At 70.3% G+C, this 22,537-nt stretch carries 21 protein-coding genes; 20 read left to right on the top strand and 1 reads right to left on the bottom strand.

Annotated elements, in window-relative coordinates; translation table 11 throughout:
- Nucleotides 1–162 precede the first annotated feature (162 nt).
- The 20 genes from thrB to IG94_RS0121495 all read left to right on the top strand — a co-directional run bounded on the left by thrB (nt 163) and on the right by IG94_RS0121495 (nt 20,687).
- Nucleotides 163–1,092: a homoserine kinase gene (gene thrB, locus IG94_RS0121590; protein WP_031039400.1), complete on the top strand. Its 930-nt coding sequence runs from the start codon at nt 163–165 to the stop codon at nt 1,090–1,092.
- A 412-nt stretch (nt 1,093–1,504) separates the two neighbouring features.
- Nucleotides 1,505–3,598 (top strand): transcription termination factor Rho, encoded by a 2,094-nt coding sequence (gene rho, locus IG94_RS0121585; protein WP_031039399.1) that lies wholly within the window; start codon nt 1,505–1,507, stop codon nt 3,596–3,598.
- Between the two features lie 420 nt (nt 3,599–4,018).
- Complete coding sequence (locus IG94_RS0121580; RefSeq protein WP_031039397.1) at nt 4,019–5,179, top strand: LCP family protein; 1,161 nt, start codon at nt 4,019–4,021, stop codon at nt 5,177–5,179.
- Between the two features lie 124 nt (nt 5,180–5,303).
- Entirely contained in the window at nt 5,304–5,528 is a 225-nt protein-coding gene (gene rpmE, locus IG94_RS0121575; RefSeq protein ID WP_031039396.1) for a 50S ribosomal protein L31, read from the top strand.
- 108 nt (nt 5,529–5,636) lie between these two features.
- Nucleotides 5,637–6,713 (top strand): peptide chain release factor 1, encoded by a 1,077-nt coding sequence (gene prfA, locus IG94_RS0121570; RefSeq protein WP_031039393.1) that lies wholly within the window; start codon nt 5,637–5,639, stop codon nt 6,711–6,713.
- Nucleotides 6,714–6,818: 105 nt separating this feature from the next.
- On the top strand, nt 6,819–7,664 hold the full coding sequence (prmC, locus tag IG94_RS0121565; protein WP_031039392.1) for a peptide chain release factor N(5)-glutamine methyltransferase: 846 nt from the start codon (nt 6,819–6,821) through the stop codon (nt 7,662–7,664).
- Nucleotides 7,665–7,714: 50 nt separating this feature from the next.
- A complete protein-coding gene (locus tag IG94_RS0121560) occupies nt 7,715–8,362 on the top strand; it encodes an L-threonylcarbamoyladenylate synthase (protein WP_031039391.1) in 648 nt (215 codons plus the stop codon).
- A complete protein-coding gene (locus IG94_RS0121555; protein WP_031039390.1) occupies nt 8,359–9,039 on the top strand; it encodes an arsenate reductase/protein-tyrosine-phosphatase family protein in 681 nt (226 codons plus the stop codon). Before IG94_RS0121560 ends, IG94_RS0121555 begins: the two co-directional genes overlap by 4 nt.
- A gap of 241 nt (nt 9,040–9,280) precedes the next feature.
- A complete protein-coding gene (locus IG94_RS0121550) occupies nt 9,281–10,528 on the top strand; it encodes a serine hydroxymethyltransferase (protein WP_031039389.1) in 1,248 nt (415 codons plus the stop codon).
- Nucleotides 10,529–10,658: 130 nt separating this feature from the next.
- A complete protein-coding gene (locus IG94_RS0121545) occupies nt 10,659–11,972 on the top strand; it encodes an MraY family glycosyltransferase (protein WP_031039387.1) in 1,314 nt (437 codons plus the stop codon).
- Between the two features lie 287 nt (nt 11,973–12,259).
- Nucleotides 12,260–12,694, top strand: a complete 435-nt coding sequence (locus tag IG94_RS0121540; RefSeq protein WP_031039385.1) for a Cg1360 family ATP-synthase-associated protein — start codon at nt 12,260–12,262, stop codon at nt 12,692–12,694.
- A gap of 225 nt (nt 12,695–12,919) precedes the next feature.
- Nucleotides 12,920–13,741 carry a F0F1 ATP synthase subunit A gene (gene atpB / locus IG94_RS0121535; RefSeq protein ID WP_031039382.1) on the top strand — a complete coding sequence of 274 codons (822 nt, stop codon included), beginning with the start codon at nt 12,920–12,922 and terminating at the stop codon, nt 13,739–13,741.
- A gap of 76 nt (nt 13,742–13,817) precedes the next feature.
- A complete protein-coding gene (gene atpE, locus IG94_RS0121530) occupies nt 13,818–14,048 on the top strand; it encodes an ATP synthase F0 subunit C (RefSeq protein ID WP_031039373.1) in 231 nt (76 codons plus the stop codon).
- Between the two features lie 40 nt (nt 14,049–14,088).
- On the top strand, nt 14,089–14,643 hold the full coding sequence (locus tag IG94_RS0121525; protein ID WP_031039372.1) for a F0F1 ATP synthase subunit B: 555 nt from the start codon (nt 14,089–14,091) through the stop codon (nt 14,641–14,643).
- Nucleotides 14,644–14,648: 5 nt separating this feature from the next.
- The gene (locus IG94_RS0121520; protein WP_031039368.1) at nt 14,649–15,464 is read left to right on the top strand and encodes a F0F1 ATP synthase subunit delta; all 816 of its coding nucleotides are present in this window, start codon (nt 14,649–14,651) and stop codon (nt 15,462–15,464) included.
- A gap of 166 nt (nt 15,465–15,630) precedes the next feature.
- Nucleotides 15,631–17,220, top strand: a complete 1,590-nt coding sequence (gene atpA / locus IG94_RS0121515; protein WP_031039366.1) for a F0F1 ATP synthase subunit alpha — start codon at nt 15,631–15,633, stop codon at nt 17,218–17,220.
- Nucleotides 17,221–17,241: 21 nt separating this feature from the next.
- Nucleotides 17,242–18,159 (top strand): F0F1 ATP synthase subunit gamma, encoded by a 918-nt coding sequence (locus IG94_RS0121510; protein ID WP_031039363.1) that lies wholly within the window; start codon nt 17,242–17,244, stop codon nt 18,157–18,159.
- Nucleotides 18,159–19,595 carry a F0F1 ATP synthase subunit beta gene (atpD, locus tag IG94_RS0121505; RefSeq protein ID WP_031039361.1) on the top strand — a complete coding sequence of 479 codons (1,437 nt, stop codon included), beginning with the start codon at nt 18,159–18,161 and terminating at the stop codon, nt 19,593–19,595. Before IG94_RS0121510 ends, atpD begins: the two co-directional genes overlap by 1 nt.
- A gap of 128 nt (nt 19,596–19,723) precedes the next feature.
- Nucleotides 19,724–20,098: a F0F1 ATP synthase subunit epsilon gene (locus IG94_RS0121500; RefSeq protein ID WP_031039359.1), complete on the top strand. Its 375-nt coding sequence runs from the start codon at nt 19,724–19,726 to the stop codon at nt 20,096–20,098.
- A gap of 142 nt (nt 20,099–20,240) precedes the next feature.
- The gene (locus tag IG94_RS0121495; protein ID WP_031039357.1) at nt 20,241–20,687 is read left to right on the top strand and encodes a DUF2550 domain-containing protein; all 447 of its coding nucleotides are present in this window, start codon (nt 20,241–20,243) and stop codon (nt 20,685–20,687) included.
- A 20-nt stretch (nt 20,688–20,707) separates the two neighbouring features.
- Here the strand turns inward: IG94_RS0121495 and IG94_RS0121490 are convergent, their stop codons facing one another.
- The gene (locus IG94_RS0121490; protein WP_031039356.1) at nt 20,708–22,531 is read right to left on the bottom strand and encodes a glycoside hydrolase family 18 chitinase; all 1,824 of its coding nucleotides are present in this window, start codon (nt 22,529–22,531) and stop codon (nt 20,708–20,710) included.
- Nucleotides 22,532–22,537 lie beyond the last annotated feature (6 nt).

Here is a 22,537-nt window from a genome sequence, read left to right as displayed (position 1 = left end):
CGAACCCAGGGCCGTGTGCGTCGTGCGTCGTCGAATGTCGTGCGACGGGTCCGACACGTACGCCGGGCTCGACAGTTCCATCCCGACAGTTCCAACCGCCCCGACAGCTCCGACAGATACACAGTTCGACAGTCACCGCAGCTCAAGGAGAGTCATCGAGCGATGGCCGGTCCAGCGTTCCGCGCCGCCGCCGTCAGGGTGCGCGTCCCCGCCACCAGCGCCAACCTCGGCCCGGGCTTCGACGCCCTCGGCCTCGCGCTGGGGCTGTACGACGACGTGGTCGTCCGAGTGGCCGACTCCGGACTGCACGTCGACATCGCGGGCGAGGGCAGCGAGACCCTCCCGCGCGACGAGAAACACCTCCTCGTCCGCTCCCTGCGCACCGCCTTCGACTTGCTGGGCGGGCAGCCGCGCGGCCTGGAGATCGTCTGCGCCAACCGCATTCCGCACGGCCGCGGCCTCGGCTCGTCCTCCGCCGCCATCTGCGCCGGCATCGTCGCCGCGCGCGCGGTGACCATAGGCGGCGAGGCCCGCCTCGACGACGCCGCGCTGCTCGACCTCGCCACCGAGATCGAGGGCCACCCCGACAACGTCGCGGCCTGCCTGCTGGGCGGGTTCACCCTGTCCTGGATGGACTCCGGCGCCGCGCGGGCGATCAGGATGGACCCCGTCGATTCCATCGTTCCGGTGGTTTTCGTGCCCGGAAAACCGGTACTGACCGAGACCGCGCGCGGACTGCTCCCGCGGCACGTCCCGCACGTCGACGCCGCCGCCAACGCGGGCCGTGCCGCGCTGCTCGTCGAGGCCCTCACCAGGCGCCCCGAGCTGCTGCTGCCGGCCACCGAGGACCGCCTGCACCAGGAGTACCGCGCACCGGCCATGCCGGAGAGTGCGGCACTGGTGGAGAGGCTGCGCGGCGACGGCATCCCCGCGGTGATCTCGGGTGCCGGACCCACGGTGATGGCACTGGCCGACGCCGACACGGCCGACAAGGTCGAGGCGCTGGCCGGAGCGGAATGGGCGGCCAACCGGCTGAGCCTGGACCAGCAGGGCGCGAGCGTGCTGCCCCTGGCGACCTCCAGCGACATTTGAAACGCGCAGGGTTGCCGGATTTCGAGAGGGGGAATGTTTGTTGGATCCGGTAGTGTTAACCTCAAGTCTGCACCCGACCCCACCATGGCGAGGTGCCTCGTGTCCCCGTCCGGGACAGACATCCTTCCGGGAGCCCCCCAAGCCGCATTGTGTAGTGGATGCCGTACGTGATCTGCACGGCCTGCACGGACACTGAGCGGCCCGACGGGCACGCTCCGGAACCGGTGCGACCACGCCGCGTGACACGGACACAGGGTGCCACGGCCAGGGGGCGCGCCATCACCAGATATCCCTTCCGCCGTTCAGGCGGACCACCGCCCCGGCACGGTTCGCACAGCAAGAACCGAAGCCGGACAGCACAACCGGTCGCCGAGCCAGACAGGCCGACGTCCGCTCCAGGGAAGGACCCTTCGTGAGCGACACCACCGATCTGATGGGCGCACGTGTCGAGGAGACCGCTGCCGCGCCCGCCACGGACGCCTCCGCGCCTGCCACCGGTGCCGGCTCCCGGCGGCGCCGCGGTACCGGCCTCGAGGGCATGGTGCTGGCCGAGCTGCAGCAGGTCGCATCCGGCCTCGGCATCAGGGGCACCGCGCGGATGCGCAAGAGCCAGCTGATCGAGGTCATCAAGGAGGCGCAGGCCGCGGGGGGCGCCTCCGCCAAGGCCGCCCCCGCCGCGGACGCCGGCGAGACCAAGCCGAAGCGCCGCAGCACCTCCCGTTCCCGTACGGGCGACGACGCCTCCGCCGAGAAGGCCGAGCGGGCGGAGAAGGGCGGCAAGGCCGAGAAGAAGGCGGACACGGCGGACGCCGACCAGTCCGCCGCCCAGCAGCAGATCGACATCCCCGGGCAGCCGTCCGCCAAGGTCCCCGCCGACGCGCAGGCCGGTGCCGGTGACGACGCCCCCACCGAGCGCCGTCGCCGCCGCGCCACCGCGGGCGCGGGCAGCCCCGCCACCGACACGGTGGCCGTCGAGACCCGCGGCGAGCAGAAGGCCGCCGCGTCGGCCCAGCAGCAGCCCCAGTCGCAGGGCGGCCAGCAGCAGGGCCAGGGCGACGGCCGCTCCGACGGCGACGGCGGCGAGGGCCGCCGCCGCGACCGCCGGGACCGGGGTGACCGGGGCGACCGCGGTGACCGGGGCGACCGTGGTCGCGACCGCGACCGCCGGGGCAAGGGCGACGACCAGCAGAACCAGGGCGGCGGCGGTCAGCGCCAGCAGCAGGGCGGCGGCCGCCAGGACCGTCAGCAGCACGACGACGGCTACGACGACGACGGCAGTGGTCGTCGCGGACGCCGGGGCCGCTACCGGGACCGCCGGGGCCGTCGCGGCCGCGACGAGATCCAGGAGCCGCAGATCAACGAGGACGACGTCCTCATCCCGGTCGCCGGCATCCTCGACATCCTCGACAACTACGCGTTCATCCGGACCTCCGGCTACCTGCCCGGACCCAACGACGTGTACGTCTCCCTCGCCCAGGTCCGCAAGAACGGCCTGCGCAAGGGCGACCACCTCACCGGTGCCGTGCGCCAGCCCAAGGAGGGCGAGCGGCGCGAGAAGTTCAACGCGCTGGTCCGCCTGGACTCGCAGAACGGCATGGCGCCCGAATCGGGGCGCGGACGCCCGGAGTTCAACAAGCTGACGCCGCTCTACCCGCAGGACCGCCTCCGCCTGGAGACGGACCCCGGCGTCCTCACCACCCGCATCATCGACCTCGTCGCGCCGATCGGTAAGGGCCAGCGCGGTCTGATCGTGGCCCCGCCGAAGACCGGCAAGACCATGATCATGCAGGCGATCGCCAACGCGATCACGCACAACAACCCCGAGTGCCACCTGATGGTCGTCCTGGTCGACGAGCGTCCGGAAGAGGTCACCGACATGCAGCGCTCGGTCAAGGGCGAGGTCATCTCCTCGACCTTCGACCGCCCGGCCGAGGACCACACCACGGTCGCCGAGCTGGCCATCGAGCGCGCCAAGCGCCTGGTGGAGCTGGGTCACGACGTCGTCGTACTGCTCGACTCGATCACGCGTCTGGGCCGTGCGTACAACCTCGCCGCCCCGGCCTCCGGCCGCATCCTGTCCGGTGGTGTCGACTCGACGGCCCTGTACCCGCCGAAGCGGTTCTTCGGCGCGGCCCGCAACATCGAGGACGGCGGTTCGCTGACCATCCTCGCCACCGCCCTGGTGGACACCGGGTCCCGCATGGACGAGGTCATCTTCGAGGAGTTCAAGGGCACCGGCAACGCCGAGCTCAAGCTCGACCGGAAGCTCGCCGACAAGCGCATCTTCCCCGCGGTGGACGTCGACGCGTCCGGTACCCGCAAGGAGGAGATCCTGCTCGGCAGCGAGGAGCTGGCCGTCACCTGGAAGCTGCGCCGGGTGCTGCACGCCCTCGACCAGCAGCAGGCGATCGAACTGCTCCTCGACAAGATGAAGCAGACCAAGTCGAACGTCGAGTTCCTGATGCAGATCCAGAAGACGACCCCGACGCCCGGCAACGGCGACTGACGTCTTCGCCCGCACCACCCACCGCAGGGACCGCACCACCAGGACCGCCCCGTCGCGCACCGTGACGGGGCGGTCCTGTGTGCTCCCTGTGCGCGGGCGGCCCTGTGCGGCCGTGCTCTCTGTGCGCGGGCGGCCCGTGCGGCGCGATCTGCGCCACAGCCGCCGCACTCGCCGACGGGTGCGCCGGCTCCCACCCGGTCGGCCGAAACCCCAGGTGGCCGCCCCGATGGCGCCCTCGGCCGCCACGGAGGGTGACCGCTGTCGTACGTATCGGACACGTCCCGTTGTGCAACCCTGGCCCGAGTTCCGCCGTCTCCGTCACGGAGGGACGATGGTGAGGTACCGGTGGAAAACCGCCGGAGCCGACCGACCCGCCCCGACCGCAGGGGGTAACCGAACCGGACGAACACCGAGGAGCCCATGTCCGCCGAGAGCACGCCGGAACCCGCGATACCCGACCCCGGACAGGCCGGCGCCACCGGACCGGGACGCCGGGGCAGGGGCCGCCGCCGCAGGCCCCGAACGGGCCGCCGCAAGGCCCTGCTCGTCGCGGCCTGGAGCGCCGCCGGCATCGTGGTCCTGGGCGGCAGCGGTGCCGGAGTCCTGTACTTCAAGCTCAACGGCAACCTCACGAGCGTCGACATCGACCAGGCGCTCGGCGCCGACCGGCCCGAGAAGGCCGACAACGGCTCCGAGAACATCCTGGTCCTCGGCTCCGACACCCGCTCCGGCGGCAACAAGGACCTCGGCGGCGGCACCGACGACGGCACCGCCCGCTCGGACACCGCGATGGTCGTGCACGTTTACGAGGGCCACAAGAAGGCCAGCGTGGTCTCCATCCCGCGCGACACCCTCGTCGACCGCCCCGACTGCACCGACCCCGACGGCGGCGACCACCCCGCCGCACGGGGCGTGATGTTCAACTCCGCCTACTCCACCGGCGGCGGCGCCTGCGCGGTGAAGACCGTCGAGTCGATGAGCGGCCTGCGCATGGACCACTACCTGGAGGTCGACTTCAGCGGCTTCCAGAACCTCGTCGACGACCTCGGCGGCGTCAAGGTCACCACCACCGAGGACATCAACGACCCCGACAGCCACCTCGACCTCACGGCCGGCACCCACCGGCTCGACGGCGAGCAGGCCCTCGGCCTGGTCCGCACCCGGCACGGCGTCGGCGACGGCTCCGACCTCGGCCGGATCCAGCTCCAGCAGGCCTTCGTCAAGTCCCTGGCCGAGCAGGTCCGGGACATCGGCCTGCTCGGCAACCCGAAGAAGCTGTACGACATCGCCGACACCGCCACCAAGACGGTGACCACCGACTCCGACCTCGGCTCGGTGAACTCCCTGATGTCCTTCGCGAGCGGCCTCAAGGGCATCGGCCCGGACGGCATGCACATGGTCACCATGCCGGTGACCTACGACCCCGCCGACGCCAACCGCGTACTGGTCGAGAAGGCCAAGGCCGGCCAGGTGTGGACGGCCCTGCGGAACGACCGGCCGATCCCCGCGAGCGCCACCGAGGGCAACGCCACCGGCGGGGCCGAGGGCGTCGTCGGCAGCGGGCAGCGGGCGGCGGAATAGATCGCGGCCGCCCCCGGTTTTGGAGGGTGGCCCCAGTCCTGGCAGACTGGTACGTCGGCTCCGGTTCACGCTCCCGCATCCCGCGGCTGCGACCCGGCGCCCTCCCGGAACAGTAGGAGACACCTTGAAGCGCGACATCCACCCCGAGTACGTCGAGACGCAGGTCAGCTGCACCTGTGGCGCGTCGTTCACCACCCGCAGCACCATCGAGTCCGGCACCGTCCGGGCCGAGGTCTGCTCCGAGTGCCACCCGTTCTACACGGGCAAGCAGAAGATCCTCGACACCGGTGGCCGCGTGGCCCGCTTCGAGGCCCGCTTCGGCAAGGCTGCCGCCGGCTCCAAGAAGTAGCGAGCCCCCAACCGCCGGTCCACGGCCGCATCCCCTCCCCGGGGAGCGCCGGGACCGGCGTTTTTGGTCGCCCGCCTTCCCCTTCCAAGCAGTAAGCAGGAGCCCAAGATGTTCGAGGCCGTCGAGGAACTCGTCGCCGAGCACGCCGACCTGGAGAAGAAGCTCGCCGACCCGTCGGTCTTCGCCGACCAGGCGAACGCGCGCAGGCTGAACAAGCGGTACGCCGAGCTGACCCCGATCGTCGCCACGTTCCGCTCCTGGAAGCAGACGGGCGACGACATCGGCACCGCGCGCGAACTGGCCGCCGACGACCCCGACTTCGCCGCCGAGGTCAAGGAGCTGGACAAGCAGCGCGACGAGCTCACCGAGAAGCTCCGCATGCTGCTCGTGCCGCGCGACCCCAGCGACGACAAGGACGTCATCCTCGAGATCAAGGCGGGCGCCGGCGGCGACGAGTCGGCCCTGTTCGCCGGGGACCTGCTGCGCATGTACCTGCGGTACGCCGAGCGCGTCGGCTGGAAGACCGAGATCATCGACTCCACCGAGTCCGAGCTGGGCGGCTACAAGGACGTCCAGGTCGCCGTGAAGACCAAGGGCGGCCAGGGCGCCACCGAGCCGGGGCACGGCGTCTGGGCGCGGCTCAAGTACGAGGGCGGCGTGCACCGCGTGCAGCGCGTGCCCGCGACCGAGTCCCAGGGCCGGATCCACACTTCCGCGGCCGGCGTGCTCGTCACGCCCGAGGCCGAGGAGATCGACGTCGAGATCAACCCCAACGACCTGCGCATCGACGTCTACCGCTCCTCCGGGCCCGGCGGCCAGTCCGTCAACACGACCGACTCCGCCGTGCGCATCACGCACATCCCCACCGGAGTCGTCGCCTCCTGCCAGAACGAGAAGAGCCAGTTGCAGAACAAGGAGCAGGCGATGCGTATCCTGCGCTCCAGGCTGCTCGCGGCGGCACAGGAGGAGGCGGAGAAGGAGGCCGCGGACGCCCGGCGCAGCCAGGTCCGCACCGTCGACCGCTCCGAGAAGATCCGCACGTACAACTTCCCGGAGAACCGCATCTCCGACCACCGCGTCGGCTTCAAGGCGTACAACCTGGACCAGGTCCTGGACGGCGACCTCGACTCGGTGATCCAGGCCTGCGTCGACGCGGACTCGGCCGCCAAGCTCGCCGCCGCGTAGGCGCCGCGGCCGCACCCGTACGACCGGGCAGGCCGCGCCTGCACGATCCGACCAGCCGCACCCCTCGCCCGTACCGGACGAACCGCTCAGCCCCGGAGGACCAGCGTGAACCTGCTGCTCGCGGAGGTGGCCCAGGCCGCCCAGCGGCTGGCCGACGCCGGCGTGCCCTCGCCGCGCACCGACGCGGAGGAGCTCGCCGCGCACCTGCACGGCGTCAAGCGGGGCGAGTTGCACGCCGTGCCGGACGCGGACTTCGACGCCCGGTACTGGGAGGTCGTCGCCCGCCGCGAGGCGCGCGAGCCGCTCCAGCACATCACCGGCCGCGCCTACTTCCGCTACCTGGAGCTCCAGGTCGGCCCCGGCGTGTTCGTGCCCCGCCCCGAGACCGAGTCGGTCGTCGGCTGGGCCATAGACGCCGTGCGCGCCATGGACGTCGTCGAGCCCTGCATCGTCGACCTGTGCAGCGGCTCGGGCGCCATCGCGCTGGCGCTGGCCCAGGAGGTGCCCCGCTCGCGCGTGCACGCCGTGGAGCTGTCCGAGGACGCCCTGGTGTGGACGCGGAAGAACATGGAGGGGTCCAGGGTCGACCTGCGCCAGGGAGACGCCCTGACGGCCTTCCCCGACCTCGACGGGCAGGTCGACCTGGTCGTCTCCAACCCGCCGTACATCCCGCTCACCGAATGGGAGTACGTCGCCCCCGAGGCCCGCGACCACGATCCGCAGCTCGCCCTGTTCTCCGGCGAGGACGGCCTCGACCTGATCCGCGGCCTGGAGCGCACCGCGCACCGCCTGCTGCGCCCCGGCGGCGTGGTCGTCGTCGAGCACGCCGACACCCAGGGCGGCCAGGTGCCGTGGATCTTCGCCGACGAGCGGGGCTGGGCCGACGCGGCCGACCACCCCGACCTCAACAACCGCCCCAGGTTCGCGACCGCCCGCAAGGCGCTGCCGTGACCGCCCCGACGACTCCCACCCCGCAGTACGTGTACGAGGAGGCCCGCTAAATGGCACGGCGATACGACACCAACGACGCGACCGACCGTGTGACCGGTCTGCGCGAGGCCGCGTCCGCCGTCCGCCGTGGCGAGCTCGTGGTACTGCCGACGGACACCGTGTACGGCATCGGCGCCGACGCCTTCACCGCGGAGGCCGTCGGCGACCTCCTGGAGGCCAAGGGGCGCGGCCGCAGCATGCCCTCGCCGGTGCTCATCGGCTCGCCGAACACCCTGCACGGCCTGGTCACCGACTTCTCCGAGATGGCCTGGGAACTCGTCGACGCCTTCTGGCCCGGCGCGCTGACGCTGGTCGCCAAGCACCAGCCGTCGCTCCAGTGGGACCTCGGCGAGACCCGCGGCACCGTCGCCGTGCGCATGCCGCTGCACCCGGTCGCCATCGAGCTGCTCACCGAGGTCGGCCCCATGGCCGTCTCCTCCGCCAACCTGACCGGGCACCCGGCGCCCGAGGACTGCGACGCCGCCCAGCAGATGCTCGGCGACTCCGTCTCCGTCTACCTCGACGGCGGCCCCACCCCCGCCAACGTCCCGTCGTCCATCGTCGACGTCACCCGCGAGGTGCCCGTGCTGCTGCGCGCGGGCGCCCTGTCGGCGGAGGAGCTGCGGAAGGTAGTACCCGACCTCGAGGTGGCGAATTGACGGCCCCTGGGACGGGGCGTGGCATAGGCAACGGGGAACGTGCCGCGGAGATCACGACGACGTTCGTCGGACTTCCGCGCGACAGCTTCCGCATCCTCCACGTCAGCACCGGCAACGTCTGCCGCTCGCCGATCACCGAGCGGCTGACCCGGCATTTCGTGTCGGAGCGGCTCGGCGTGCTGGGCGGCGGCCTGATCGTGGAGAGCGCGGGCACCTGGGGCCACGAGGGCGCCCCCATGGAGACGAACGCCGAGACGGTCCTCGCGGACTACGGCGCCGACCCGGCCGGCTTCACCGGGCGCGAGCTGCTCGACGAGCACGTGATCCGCGCCGACCTGGTGCTCACCGCGACGCGGGACCACCGGGCGCAGGTCATCTCCATGGGCCACTCGGCGGGCCTGCGCACCTTCACGCTCAAGGAGTTCACCCGCCTGGTGAACGCCATCGACCCGGCGACGCTGCCGCCCCTGGAGGACGGCCTGGTCACCCGCGCCCGCGCCCTGGTCCGCGCCGCCGCCGCGCTGCGCGGCTGGCTCCTGGCGCCCACCGTCGACGCCGACGAGGTCTACGACCCGTACGGTGCTCCGCTGCCCTTCTTCCGCTCGGTGGGCGACGAGATACACCAGGCGCTGGACCCGGTCGTGACGGCCCTGACGGGAGTCCCGGCGCGGGCGTAGGGGCGGGGCGGCGCCGCGGGGGCCCTGCGTCCGGCGCCCGGAGCCTCGGACGGTGCTCGGCGTCGTGGTGGGGGTCGGCCGGGTCGGCGCCCGGCGTCCGGGGCCGTGCCCACCCGTCCCGCCCTGCGGGACGACTGCCCACGGCGGGGCGGGGCGACGGCCCACGGCGCGGCCGGGCGGCACCGGTCCGCGCGGCCTACATTGGACGTACGTCACCGTCGACGCACGCCCGGAGCGCACCATGTCGGTCACCCACGACGTCCTAGAGGCCGATGCCGATGTCCTGAGCCGTCAGGACCCCGAGCTGGCCGAGATCCTCTTCGCCGAACGCCGCCGGCAGTCGACGACCCTCCAGCTGATCGCCGCCGAGAACTTCACGTCCCCGGCCGTCCTCGCCGCCCTCGGCTCCCCGCTGGCCAACAAGTACGCCGAGGGCTACCCCGGCGCCCGCCACCACGGCGGCTGCGAGATCGTGGACGTCGCCGAGCGGCTCGCCGTGGAACGGGCCCAGGACCTCTTCGGCGCCGAGCACGCCAACGTGCAGCCCCACTCCGGCTCCGCCGCCGTGCTGGCCGCCTACGCGGCCCTGCTGCGCCCCGGCGACACCGTGCTCGCCCTCGGCCTGCCCCACGGCGGACACCTCACCCACGGCTCGCCCGCCAACTTCTCCGGCCGCTGGTTCGACTTCGTCGGCTACGGCGTCGACGCGGAGACCGGCCTCGTCGACCACGACCAGGTGCGCGCCCTGGCCCGCGCCCGCCGGCCCAAGGCGATCGTCTGCGGCTCCATCGCCTACCCGCGCCACCTCGACTACGCCTTCTTCCGCGAGGTCGCCGACGAGGTGGGCGCCTACCTCGTCGCGGACGCGGCCCACCCGATCGGCCTGGTCGCCGGGGGAGCGGCGCCCAGCCCGGTGCCGTACGCGGACATCGTCTGCGCCACCACGCACAAGGTGCTGCGCGGCCCGCGCGGCGGCATGGTGCTGTGCGGGAGCGAACTGGCCGAGCGGGTGGACCGGGCCGTGTTCCCGTTCACGCAGGGCGGGGCCCAGATGCACACCGTCGCCGCCAAGGCCGTCGCCTTCAAAGAGGCGTCGGCCCCGTCCTTCGCCGCGTACGCCCGCCAGGTGGTCGCCAACGCCCGCACCCTGGCCGCGCGGCTCGCGGACGACGGTCTCGTGGTGACCACCGGCGGTACCGACACCCACCTGATCACCGCCGACCCCGCCCCGCTCGGCGTCGACGGCCGGACCGCGCGGGGCCGGCTGGCCGCCGCCGGGATCGTCCTCGACTGCTGCGCGCTGCCGCACGCCGATGCCCGCGGGCTGCGCCTGGGCACCGCCGCCGTCACCACGCAGGGCATGGGACAGCGGGAGATGGAGGCGGTGGCCGCGCTGCTCGCCGGCGTGCTGCGGGGCACCACCGAACCGGCCTCGGCGCGGGACGACGTACGCTCGCTGGTCGCGGAATTTCCGCCCTATCCGGACTGAGACGGGGTAGGCGTGCACAGGTGCACAGCCACACGTGCAACCATCGTCGCTACCCGGAAGTCCTCAACCATATGCGCGCATCGCTAGGGTGTGGGGCTGAGGATGGCCAGCGAGACCTGTGGGGAAGCCTGTGCGTGAATACCTGCTGACGCTCTGCATCACGGCCGCGGTGACGTATCTGCTGACAGGGCCGGTACGGAAGTTCGCGATCGTGGCCGGAGCGATGCCGGAGATCCGGGCACGTGACGTGCACCGGGAACCCACTCCGCGACTCGGCGGTATCGCCATGTTCTTCGGGTTGTGCGCGGGCCTGCTCGTCGCCGACCACCTCACCAACCTCAGTGAGGTCTTCGAGAAGTCGAACGAGCCCCGCGCGCTGCTCTCCGGCGCCGCCCTGATCTGGCTGATCGGCGTCCTGGACGACAAGTTCGAGATCGACGCCCTGATCAAGCTGGGCGGCCAGATGATCGCCGCCGGCGTGATGGTGGTGCAGGGCCTGACCATCCTGTGGATCCCGCTGCCGGGCGTCGGCACGGTGGCGCTCACCCAGTGGCAGGGCACCCTGCTGACGGTGGCGCTGGTCGTCATCACCATCAACGCGGTCAACTTCGTGGACGGCCTGGACGGCCTCGCGGCCGGCATGGTGTGCATCGCGGCGGCGGCGTTCTTCATGTACGCCTACCGGATCTGGTACTCGTACGGCATCGAGGCGGCGGCGCCCGCCTCGCTGTTCGCCGCCATCCTGATGGGCATGTGCCTGGGCTTCCTGCCGCACAACATGCACCCCGCCAGGATCTTCATGGGCGACTCCGGCTCGATGCTGATCGGCCTCGTCCTCGCGGCCGGCGCCATCTCCGTCACCGGGCAGGTCGACCCGGACCTGATGAACCTGTTCACCGGCTCCGAGCGCAACGCGGTCCACCAGATGGTGCCCGTCTACATCCCGCTGGTGATGCCGCTGACCATCATCGCCATCCCGGCCGCCGACCTGATCCTCGCGATCGTCCGGCGCACCTGGCGGGGCCAGTCGCCGTTCGCCGCGGACCGGGGGCACCTGCACCACCGGCTCCTCGAGATCGGGCACTCGCACAGCCGCGCGGTGCTGATCATGTACTTCTTCTCGGCGCTGATCGCCTTCGGCGCGCTCGGCTACTCCGTGAACGCCGCGTCCATGTGGATCGTCCTCGGCGTGGTCGCCCTCAGCGCCATCGGCCTGGTGCTCCTCCTGCTGCCGCGCTTCACGCCGCGCGCCCCGCGCTGGGCCGAGCGGTTCGTGCCGCCGCGCTACCGGCGGCGCCGCGGGACGGCCGGGGTGGCCGCACCGGAGGCGGCCACGGGCGCGCCGGCGGTGGACGAGGACGCCGAGGAGCGGGTCCCGGTGGCCGCGGGCGTCTCGGGCGTCAACGGGGCGACCGCCGTCGGATCCCGTTCGCGCACAAGGTAAGAATCTGACTAGAGCATTGCCAACTCGTGGGGGAACGAATGCCCCTAATACCAGACAAGTGGGTGCAGTAATTGCTCAGGCGCGCAGTGTCACTCTCATGTGTGACAGCCAGCACACCCACAGGTAAAGGTCTCATCAAATAGTTTGTGATACGGTTCACGAGTATCCCGGGGGCCGCTGAAAGACCGTACTGCGACGGTCTCTTGGCGTGAGGACCTCACTCGGCCCGGGACTACGCTCGTCCATGACGACACCTACCCCCTGTGTGTGAAAGCGGAGTTGCCGCCATGCCGTCCAATGACGCCCGGATCCTGCTTCAGGCAGCCGTGCCCACGGCCGCCGTCGGCGCCGTCGCCGCCGTGATCAGTGCCGTGGTCGCGGGCGGCAAGGGGGCGTTGGGTGCCGTCGTCGCGACGCTGGTGGCGATGCTTTTCATGGGGATCGGTCTCTATGTCCTGCAGCGCACCGCCACATCGCTTCCGCACCTTTTCCAGGCGATGGGCCTGATGCTCTACGCGGCGCAGATCCTGCTGCTGTTCGTCTTCCTCGCCGTGTTCAAGAACACGACGCTGTTCAACCCCCGGTCCTTCGCGATCACTTTGGTCGTCGTCACGCTCGCGTGGATCGCCGCGCAGACGCGGGCGCACATGAAGGCCAAGATTCTCTACGTCGAACCCGAACCGACCGGCGAAAAGTCCGAAAAGACGGGCCACTCGTCGTGAGGGGTAGGGCCGGGATAAAGGGGCGTGTGAACTCCTGCTATCGTCCGGTGCCAACTGCGGCATCGCGGGCGCGGGCATCCGAGCTGACGCCTGCCGAATCGCGAGGCGAGATGCCCCACAGCCGCCCCCATATCCGTAACACCAGTCCCGTGCCGAACAGCGGCCCCGCGCCGCGCCGACACAACGAGGTTGCCGTATCCATGCGCCACGCTGAAGGAGCCCGCGGTGAGTGCTGACCCGACGCAGGTGCTCGCCTTCGAGACCGACTGCCACATCTTCGACGGCTGTGGCTTCCCGGCTCCCGGCCTGCATTCGTTCCTGTTCGAGCCCCTCTGGGGCGACGCGGACAGCAACCTGTACTTCAACAAGCCGATGCTGCTGGCCCTGCTCGGTTCCATCGTCATCGTCGGCTTCTTCTGGGCGGCCTTCCGCAAGCCGAAGGTCGTGCCGGGCAAGCTGCAGTTGGTCGCCGAGACCGGTTACGACTTCATCCGTCGAGGCGTTGTCTACGAGACCATCGGCAAGAAGGAAGGCGAGAAGTACGTCCCGCTGGTCGTCTCGCTCTTCTTCTTCATCTGGATGATGAACCTCTGGTCGATCATCCCGGTCGCCCAGTTCCCGGTGACGTCGATCATCGCCTACCCGGCGGTGCTGGCTCTCATCGTGTACATCCTCTGGGTCGTGCTGACGTTCAAGCGGCAGGGCTTCGTCGGCTTCTTCAAGAACGTCACCGGCTACGACAAGTCGCTGGGCGCCGTGCTGCCGCTGGCCATGGTCATCGAGTTCTTCTCGAACCTGCTCGTCCGGCCCTTCACGCACGCGGTGCGGCTCTTCGCCAACATGTTCGCCGGCCACACGCTGCTGCTGCTCTTCACCATCGCCAGCTGGTACCTGCTGAACGGCGTCGGCATCGCCTACGCGGGCGTCTCGTTCATCATGACCGTGGTGATGACGGCCTTCGAGCTGTTCATCCAGGCTCTGCAGGCCTACGTGTTCGTCCTGCTGACGTGCACCTACATCCAGGGCGCCATGGCCGAGCACCACTGAGCAAGCGCGCCCCGCACCTCCCGTATTCGTCCGGTGGCCAACCCCCACCGGTCCGTAAAGAAAAGGAAGAACTGGCATGTCCCAGACCCTTGCCGCTGTTTCCGGCTCGCTCGGCTCCATCGGTTACGGCCTCGCTGCCATCGGCCCCGGTGTCGGCGTCGGCATCATCTTCGGTAACGGCACCCAGGCCCTCGCCCGTCAGCCCGAGGCGGCCGGCCTGATCCGCGCCAACCAGATCCTCGGCTTCGCCTTCTGTGAGGCGCTCGCCCTGATCGGTCTGGTCATGCCGTTCGTCTACGGCGTGTGATCGCGGACCACTTCCCGCCGACTAGACGAAAGGCAAACCCATGAGCCCGATGCTCCAGATCGCGGCCGAGGAGATGGAAAATCCCCTCATTCCGCCGATCCCCGAGCTCGTCATCGGCCTGATCGCCTTCGTCATCGTCTTCGGCTTCCTCGCCAAGAAGCTCCTCCCGAACATCAACAAGGTTCTGGAAGAGCGCCGCGAGGCCATCGAGGGCGGTATCGAGAAGGCCGAGGCCGCGCAGACCGAGGCCCAGAGCGTCCTCGAGCAGTACAAGGCCCAGCTCGCCGAGGCCCGTCACGAGGCCGCGCGCCTGCGCCAGGAGGCGCAGGAGCAGGGCGCCACGCTCATCGCCGAGATGCGCGCGGAAGGCCAGCGGCAGCGTGAGGAGATCATCGCCGCCGGTCACGCCCAGCTCCAGGCCGACCGCAAGGCCGCCGCGTCCGCGCTGCGGCAGGACGTCGGCAAGCTCGCCACGGAGCTGGCCGGCAAGCTGGTCGGCGAGTCCCTCGAGGACCACGCCCGCCAGAGCCGCGTCGTCGACCGCTTCCTGGACGAGCTGGACGACAAGGCCGCGACCGCAGAGGCAGCCCGATGAGTGGGATGCACGGAGCGAGCCGCGAGGCTCTTGCCGCCGCACGCGAGCGTCTCGACGCGCTGACGGACTCCACGTCTGTCGACGCCGGCTCGCTCGCCGGCGAGCTGGCCGCCGTCACCGCGCTGCTCCACCGCGAGGTGTCGCTGCGTCGGGTCCTCACCGACCCGGCGCAGTCCGGCGAGGCCAAGGCCGAGCTCGCCAAGCGCCTCCTCGGCACCCAGGTCAGCGGCACCGTCGCCGACGTGGTGGCCGGCCTGGTGCGCAGCCGCTGGTCGCAGTCGCGCGACCTGGTGGACGCGCTGGAGGAGCTGGCGAACACCGCCGATCTCACCGCCGCGCAGAAGCGGGGCCGGCTCGACAACGTCGAGGACGAGCTGTTCCGGTTCGGCCGGATCGTCTCCTCGAACACCGAGCTGCGCGCCGCGCTGACCAGCCGGTCGGCCACCGAGGCGGCCAAGGGCGAGCTGCTGCGCAGCCTGCTCGGCGGCCGTGCGGAGCGGACCACCGAGCAGCTGGTGACGCGCCTTGTCACCGCGCCGCGGGGACGTAGCCTGGAGTCGGGACTCGAATCCCTGTCCAGGCTCGCCGCCGACCGGCGGGACCGGATGGTCGCGGTCGTCACCTCCGCGGTGCCGCTCAGCGACCCGCAGAAGCAGCGCCTCGGTGCCGCCCTGACGAAGGTCTACGGCCGTCCGATGCACCTCAACCTCGACGTCGACCCCGAGGTCGTCGGAGGGATCCGGGTGCAGGTCGGTGACGAGGTCATCAACGGCTCCATCGCGGACCGCCTGGAGGACGCCGGCCGCCGCCTGGCGAGCTGACTCCCCGCGCGACAACAGCAGCGACAACAGCACAGCAAGCAGTACGTACTTACGACGGCCCTGGTTGGGCCGTACAGAGGATTCACCTCTTACTGGGGGGAGTCCCGAAACGTGGAATACCCCCCAAGTGAAACTTCGGGCCCAACAAGGAGAGCAGGGAACTCAGATGGCGGAGCTCACGATCCGGCCGGAGGAGATCCGGGACGCGCTGGAGAACTTCGTCCAGTCGTACAAGCCGGACGCGGCCTCGCGCGAGGAGGTCGGTACGGTCACCGTGGCCGGCGACGGCATCGCGAGGGTCGAGGGTCTTCCCTCGGCCATGGCCAACGAGCTGCTGAAGTTCGAGGACGGCACCCTCGGCCTCGCCCTCAACCTCGAGGAGCGAGAGATCGGTGCCATCGTCCTCGGTGAGTTCAGCGGCATCGAGGAGGGCCAGCCGGTCAGCCGTACCGGCGAGGTCCTGTCGGTCGCCGTGGGCGAGGGCTACCTCGGCCGCGTCGTCGACCCCCTCGGCAACCCGATCGACGGCCTCGGCGAGATCGAGACCGAGGGCCGCCGTGCCCTCGAACTGCAGGCCCCCACGGTCATGCAGCGCAAGTCGGTGCACGAGCCGATGGAGACGGGCTACAAGGCCGTCGACGCCATGACCCCGATCGGCCGCGGCCAGCGTCAGCTGATCATCGGCGACCGCCAGACCGGCAAGACCGCCCTGGCCGTCGACACGATCATCAACCAGCGCGACAACTGGCGCACCGGCGACCCGAACAAGCAGGTCCGCTGCATCTACGTCGCCATCGGCCAGAAGGGCTCCACCATCGCGTCCGTGCGCGGCGCGCTGGAGGAGAACGGCGCGCTGGAGTACACGACCATCGTGGCCGCCCCCGCGTCCGACCCGGCCGGCTTCAAGTACCTGGCGCCGTACACCGGCTCGGCCATCGGCCAGCAGTGGATGTACGAGGGCAAGCACGTCCTGATCATCTTCGACGACCTGTCGAAGCAGGCCGACGCCTACCGCGCCGTGTCGCTGCTGCTGCGCCGCCCGCCGGGCCGCGAGGCCTACCCGGGCGACGTCTTCTACCTGCACTCCCGTCTGCTGGAGCGCTGCGCCAAGCTCTCCGACGCCGAGGGCGCCGGTTCGATGACGGGTCTGCCGATCGTCGAGACCAAGGCCAACGACGTCTCGGCGTTCATCCCGACCAACGTCATCTCCATCACCGACGGCCAGTGCTTCCTGGAGTCCGACCTGTTCAACGCCGGCCAGCGTCCGGCCCTGAACGTCGGTATCTCGGTCTCCCGCGTCGGTGGCTCCGCCCAGCACAAGGCCATGAAGCAGGTCTCCGGCCGACTGCGCCTGGACCTCGCCCAGTTCCGTGAGATGGAGGCGTTCGCGGCCTTCGGCTCCGACCTGGACGCCGCGTCGAAGGCGCAGCTGGAGCGCGGTCAGCGCCTGGTCGAGCTGCTGAAGCAGGACCAGTACCAGCCGATGGCCACCGAGAACCAGGTCGTCTCCGTCTGGGCCGGCACCACCGGCAAGATGGACGAGGTGCCGGTCGTCGACGTCCGCCGGTTCGAGAAGGAGCTCCTCGAGTACCTGCACCGCCAGGAGCAGGGCCTCATGACCTCCATCAAGGAGGGCGGCAAGATGTCCGACGACACCCTGCAGGCCGTCGCCGACGCCGTCGCCGCGTTCAAGAAGCAGTTCGAGACCTCGGACGGCAGGCTGCTCGGCGAGGACGCCCCGTCCGCCGCCAAGTGACGTAAGGAAGGGACCTGACTCATGGGAGCCCAGCTCCGGGTCTACAAGCGTCGCATCCGATCCGTCACCGCGACCAAGAAGATCACCAAGGCGATGGAGATGATCGCCGCCTCGCGCGTCGTCAAGGCGCAGCGCAAGGTGGCGGCCTCCACGCCGTACGCGCGGGAGCTCACCCGCGCGGTCACGGCGGTCGGTACCGGGTCGAACACGAAGCACCCGCTCACCACGGAGGCCGAGAACCCGGCCCGCGCCGCGGTCCTGCTCATCTCGAGCGACCGCGGTCTGGCCGGCGCCTTCAACTCCAACGCCATCAGGGCGGCGGAGCAGCTGACCGAGCGCCTCGAGCGCGAGGGCCGGCAGGTCGACACGTACATCGTCGGCCGGCGCGGTCTGGCCCACTACAACTTCCGCGAGCGCAAGGTCGTGGAGTCGTTCGCGGGCTTCACCGACGAGCCCTCGTACGCGGACGCCAAGCAGGTCGCGGCGCCGCTGATCGAGGCGATCGAGAAGGACACGGCGGACGGCGGCGTGGACGAACTCCACATCGTCTACACCGAGTTCATCTCGATGATGACGCAGACGGCGGTCGACTCCCGACTGCTGCCGCTGAGCCTCGAAGACGTGGCCGAAGAGTCGGGCGCGAAGGACGAGATCCTTCCGCTGTACGACTTCGAGCCGTCGGCGGAGGACGTCCTCGACGCCCTGCTGCCGCGCTACGTCGAGAGCCGCATCTACAACGCGCTGCTTCAGTCGGCCGCCTCCAAGCACGCCGCCACGCGGCGCGCGATGAAGTCGGCCACCGACAACGCGGGCGAGCTGATCAACACGCTCTCCCGTCTTGCCAACGCGGCCCGCCAGGCCGAAATCACCCAGGAAATCAGCGAGATCGTCGGTGGCGCCAGTGCCCTGGCCGACGCGAACGCGGGGAGTGACAACTAATGACCACCACTGTTGAGACCGCGACGGCCACGGGCCGCGTCGCCCGGGTCATCGGCCCGGTCGTCGACGTGGAGTTCCCCGTCGACGCGATGCCGGACATCTACAACGCGCTGCACGTCGAGGTGGCCGACCCGGCCAAGGAGGGTGAGCTCAAGACGCTGACCCTCGAGGTCGCCCAGCACCTCGGTGACGGCCTGGTCCGCACCATCTCCATGCAGCCCACCGACGGCCTGGTCCGCCAGGCCCCGGTGACCGACACGGGCACGGCCATCTCCGTCCCCGTCGGCGACTTCACCAAGGGCAAGGTGTTCAACACCCTCGGCGAGGTCCTCAACGTCGACGAGACCTACGACGGCGAGCGCTGGCCGATCCACCGCAAGGCGCCGAACTTCGACGAGCTCGAGTCGAAGACCGAGATGTTCGAGACCGGCGTCAAGGTCATCGACCTGCTGACCCCGTACGTCAAGGGCGGCAAGATCGGCCTGTTCGGCGGTGCCGGCGTCGGCAAGACGGTGCTCATCCAGGAGATGATCTACCGCGTCGCCAACAACCACGACGGTGTCTCGGTGTTCGCCGGTGTCGGCGAGCGCACCCGTGAGGGCAACGACCTCATCGACGAGATGAGCGAGTCCGGCGTCATCGACAAGACCGCCCTGGTCTTCGGTCAGATGGACGAGCCGCCGGGCACCCGTCTGCGCGTCGCGCTGGCCGGCCTGACCATGGCCGAGTACTTCCGCGACGTCCAGAAGCAGGACGTGCTGTTCTTCATCGACAACATCTTCCGCTTCACGCAGGCCGGTTCCGAGGTGTCGACCCTGCTCGGCCGCATGCCCTCCGCGGTGGGCTACCAGCCGAACCTGGCCGACGAGATGGGCCTCCTCCAGGAGCGCATCACCTCGACCCGCGGTCACTCGATCACCTCGATGCAGGCGATCTACGTCCCCGCGGACGACCTGACCGACCCGGCCCCGGCCACCACCTTCGCCCACCTCGACGCGACGACGGTGCTCTCCCGTCCGATCTCCGAGAAGGGCATCTACCCGGCCGTGGACCCGCTGGACTCGACGTCCCGCATCCTCGACCCGCGGTACATCGCGGCGGACCACTACCGGACCGCGATGCGGGTGAAGAACATCCTGCAGAAGTACAAGGACCTGCAGGACATCATCGCGATCCTCGGTATCGACGAGCTGGGCGAAGAGGACAAGCTCGTCGTCCACCGCGCCCGTCGCGTGGAGCGCTTCCTGTCCCAGAACACCCACGTCGCCAAGCAGTTCACCGGCGTCGACGGGTCGGACGTCCCGCTGGACGAGTCGATCGCGGCCTTCAACGCGATCTGCGACGGCGAGTACGACCACTTCCCGGAGCAGGCGTTCTTCCTGTGCGGTGGCATCGAGGACCTGAAGAACAACGCCAAGGAGCTGGGCGTCTCCTGAGCCGCGGCTCACGGTGAGCCCACGGCTCACACCGGAGGGGGCGGGCACGTCCCGTCCCCTCCGGCACGCACCTTAGACTTGTAACCAACACCCGGCTCTCCGGCCGGGTGGTGACCCGAGGAGCCACCTTGGCTGCTGATCTGCACGTCGCGCTGGTCGCGGCCGACCGAGAGGTCTGGTCCGGCGAGGCCACTCTGGTCGTCGCGCGCACCACGTCCGGCGACATCGGCGTCATGCCCGGTCACCAGCCGCTGCTCGGTGTGCTGGAGTCGGGCCCGGTGACCATTCGTACGAGTGACGGTGGGACGGTCGTCGCCGCCGTGCACGGCGGTTTCATCTCGTTCGCCGACAACAAGCTGTCGCTGCTGGCCGAGATCGCCGAGCTGTCGGACGAGATCGACGTCCAGCAGGCGGAGCGGGAGCTCGAGCGTGCCAAGGCGGAGGGCGACGCCCACGCCGAGCGCCGCGCGGACGTCCGACTGCGCGCGGCGGCGGGACGCTGATCCACAGCACAGTGCGATAGCGTCCTCCTGTGACGTCACTCAGCCGCGGCTGGGACCGGAGCCATCCGGACCCGGCCGCGGCTGAGGCAGATCCGGGTGGTTTTTCCGTTCCGTTACCTAGGAGACGAGGAGGTCGGTGTCGATGGCCCTCGCTCTGACTGTGTGCGGAATCGTTGTCGCCCTGGTGGTGATCGGGCTCTTCGTCTTCGGTCTGCGCCGCCGGCTGATCCAGCGGTCGGGCGGCACCTTCGACTGCTCCCTGCGGTGGGACGCCCCCAAGGAGGCCGACAGCGGCGGCAAGGGCTGGTCCTACGGGGTGGCCCGCTACAGCGGTGACCGGGTCGAGTGGTACCGCGTCTTCTCGTACTCCCCCCGGCCGCGCCGCGTGCTGGAGCGCTCGGCGATCGAGGTGGCCGGCCGCCGGCTCCCGGACGGCGAGGAGGAACTGGCGTTGCTCTCCGACGCCGTGGTCCTGACCTGTCTGCACCGGGGCTCACGGCTCGAACTGGCGATGAGCGACGACGCGCTGACCGGATTCCTCGCGTGGCTGGAGGCAGCCCCGCCCGGTCAGCGCGTCAATGTTGCCTAGAACTTGCTGCTAGCGGCCGCTTACTTCAGGCCGCTGTTGATGGCGTTCACCAGCTCGCCGTTCGAGGTGTCGCCGCTGAACTCCCAGAAGAAGGCGCCGCCGAGGCCCTGGTTCTTGGCCCAGGTCAACTTGGACGCGATGGTCGACGGGGTGTCGTAGGACCACCACTGGTTGCCGCAGTGCGCGTACGCCGTGCCCGCGACGGTGCCGGTGACCGGGCAGGAGTTCTTGAGCACCTTGTAGTCCTCGATGCCGGCCTCGTAGGTGCCGGGGGCCGCGCCGGTCGCCGAGCCGCCGGGTGCGGACTGGGTCACGCCGGTCCAGCCGCGGCCGTAGAAGCCGATGCCGAGCAGCAGCTTGGCGGACGGGACGCCCTTGGCCTTGAGCTTGGCGATCGCGTCCGCGGAGTTGAAACCGGCGGCCGGGATGCCGGAGTACGAGGTCAGCGGGGAGTGCGGGGCGGTCGGGCCGTCCGCGTCGAAGGCGCCGAAGTAGTCGTACGTCATCACGTTGTACCAGTCGAGGTACTGGGCGGCGCCGCCGTAGTCGGCCGCGTCGAGCTTGCCGCCGGAGGAGCCGTCGCCGGTGATGGCGGCGGTGACGAGGTAGTCCTGGCCGAACTCGCTGCGCAGCGCCTGCGAGAGGTTTTTGAAGGCCGCGGCACCGGAGGAGTCGCAGGTCAGGCCGCAGGCGTTCGGGTACTCCCAGTCGATGTCGATGCCGTCGAAGACGTCGGCCCAGCGCGGGTCCTCCACGACGGCCTTGCAGGACTTGGCGAACGCGGCCGGGTTCTGCGCCGCCTGCCCGAAGCCGCCCGAGTAGGTCCAGCCGCCGAAGGAGTACAGGATCTTGATGTTCGGGTACTTGGCCTTGAGCTGGCGCAGCTGGTTGAAGTTGCCGCGCAGCGGCTGGTCCCAGGTGTCGGCGGCGCCGCTGACGGACTGGTCGGCGGTGTACGACTTCTCGTACGCGGCGAAGGTGTCGTCGACGGTGCACTGACCGTTCTTGACGTTGCCGAACGCGTAGTTGATGTGCGTGATCTTCGAGGCGGAGCCCGAGGTGACCAGGTTCTTGACGTGGTAGTTGCGCCCGTAGACGCCCCACTCGGTGAAGTAGCCGAGGTTGACCTTGCCGCTCGGGCCGGGCTCGCCCCCGCCGTCGCCGGTGGTGCGGACCTTGACCGCGTCGCTGACGGGGCCGGTCTGGTCGGCGGTGTCGCGGGCCTGGACCGTGTACGAGTAGTCGGTGCCCTTGCTGAGGCCCGTGTCGGTGTGGGTGGTGCCGGTGACGGTGGCGATCCTGGCGCCGTCGCGCAGGACGTCGTAGTTCTTGACGCCCTTGTCGTCGGTCGCCGCCGACCAGGACAGCTTCACCGAGGTGTCGGTGATGCCGGAGGCGGTGGGGGTGCCGGGCGCGGAGGGGGCGGCGTCGCCGGGGACCGAGGTGCCGTCGCAGCCGCCGCCGTTGAGCTTGCAGTTGGAGGGGGAGCCGGGGCCGCTGCCGTTGAAGCCGAAGGAGACCGAGGCGCCGGGGGCGAGCGTCCCGTTCCAGCCGACGTTCTTGGCGGTCCAGTGGTCACCGGAGTTGGTGACGGTGGCGTCCCAGGCGGAGGTGACCTTGGTACCGGAGGGGAAGTCCCACTCGACGGTCCAGGAGTTGAGGGTGGTGGTGCCGGTGTTCTTCACCGTCCAGTTGCCGCCGAAGCCCGTTCCCCAGTCCTGGGTCTTGGCGAAGGTGGCCGTGGCACTCTCGGCCGCCTGGGCCTCACCCGCGAGGCCGACGAGACCGGCCAGGGGGAGCGTCAGGGTCGCGAGAAGTGCCGCGGCTCTGTGTCTGAAGCGCATGCTGCG

This window comes from Streptomyces olivaceus, from assembly GCF_000721235.1.
GTDB lineage: Bacteria > Actinomycetota > Actinomycetes > Streptomycetales > Streptomycetaceae > Streptomyces > Streptomyces olivaceus.
This window is presented reverse-complemented; position numbering and strand designations above follow the sequence as displayed.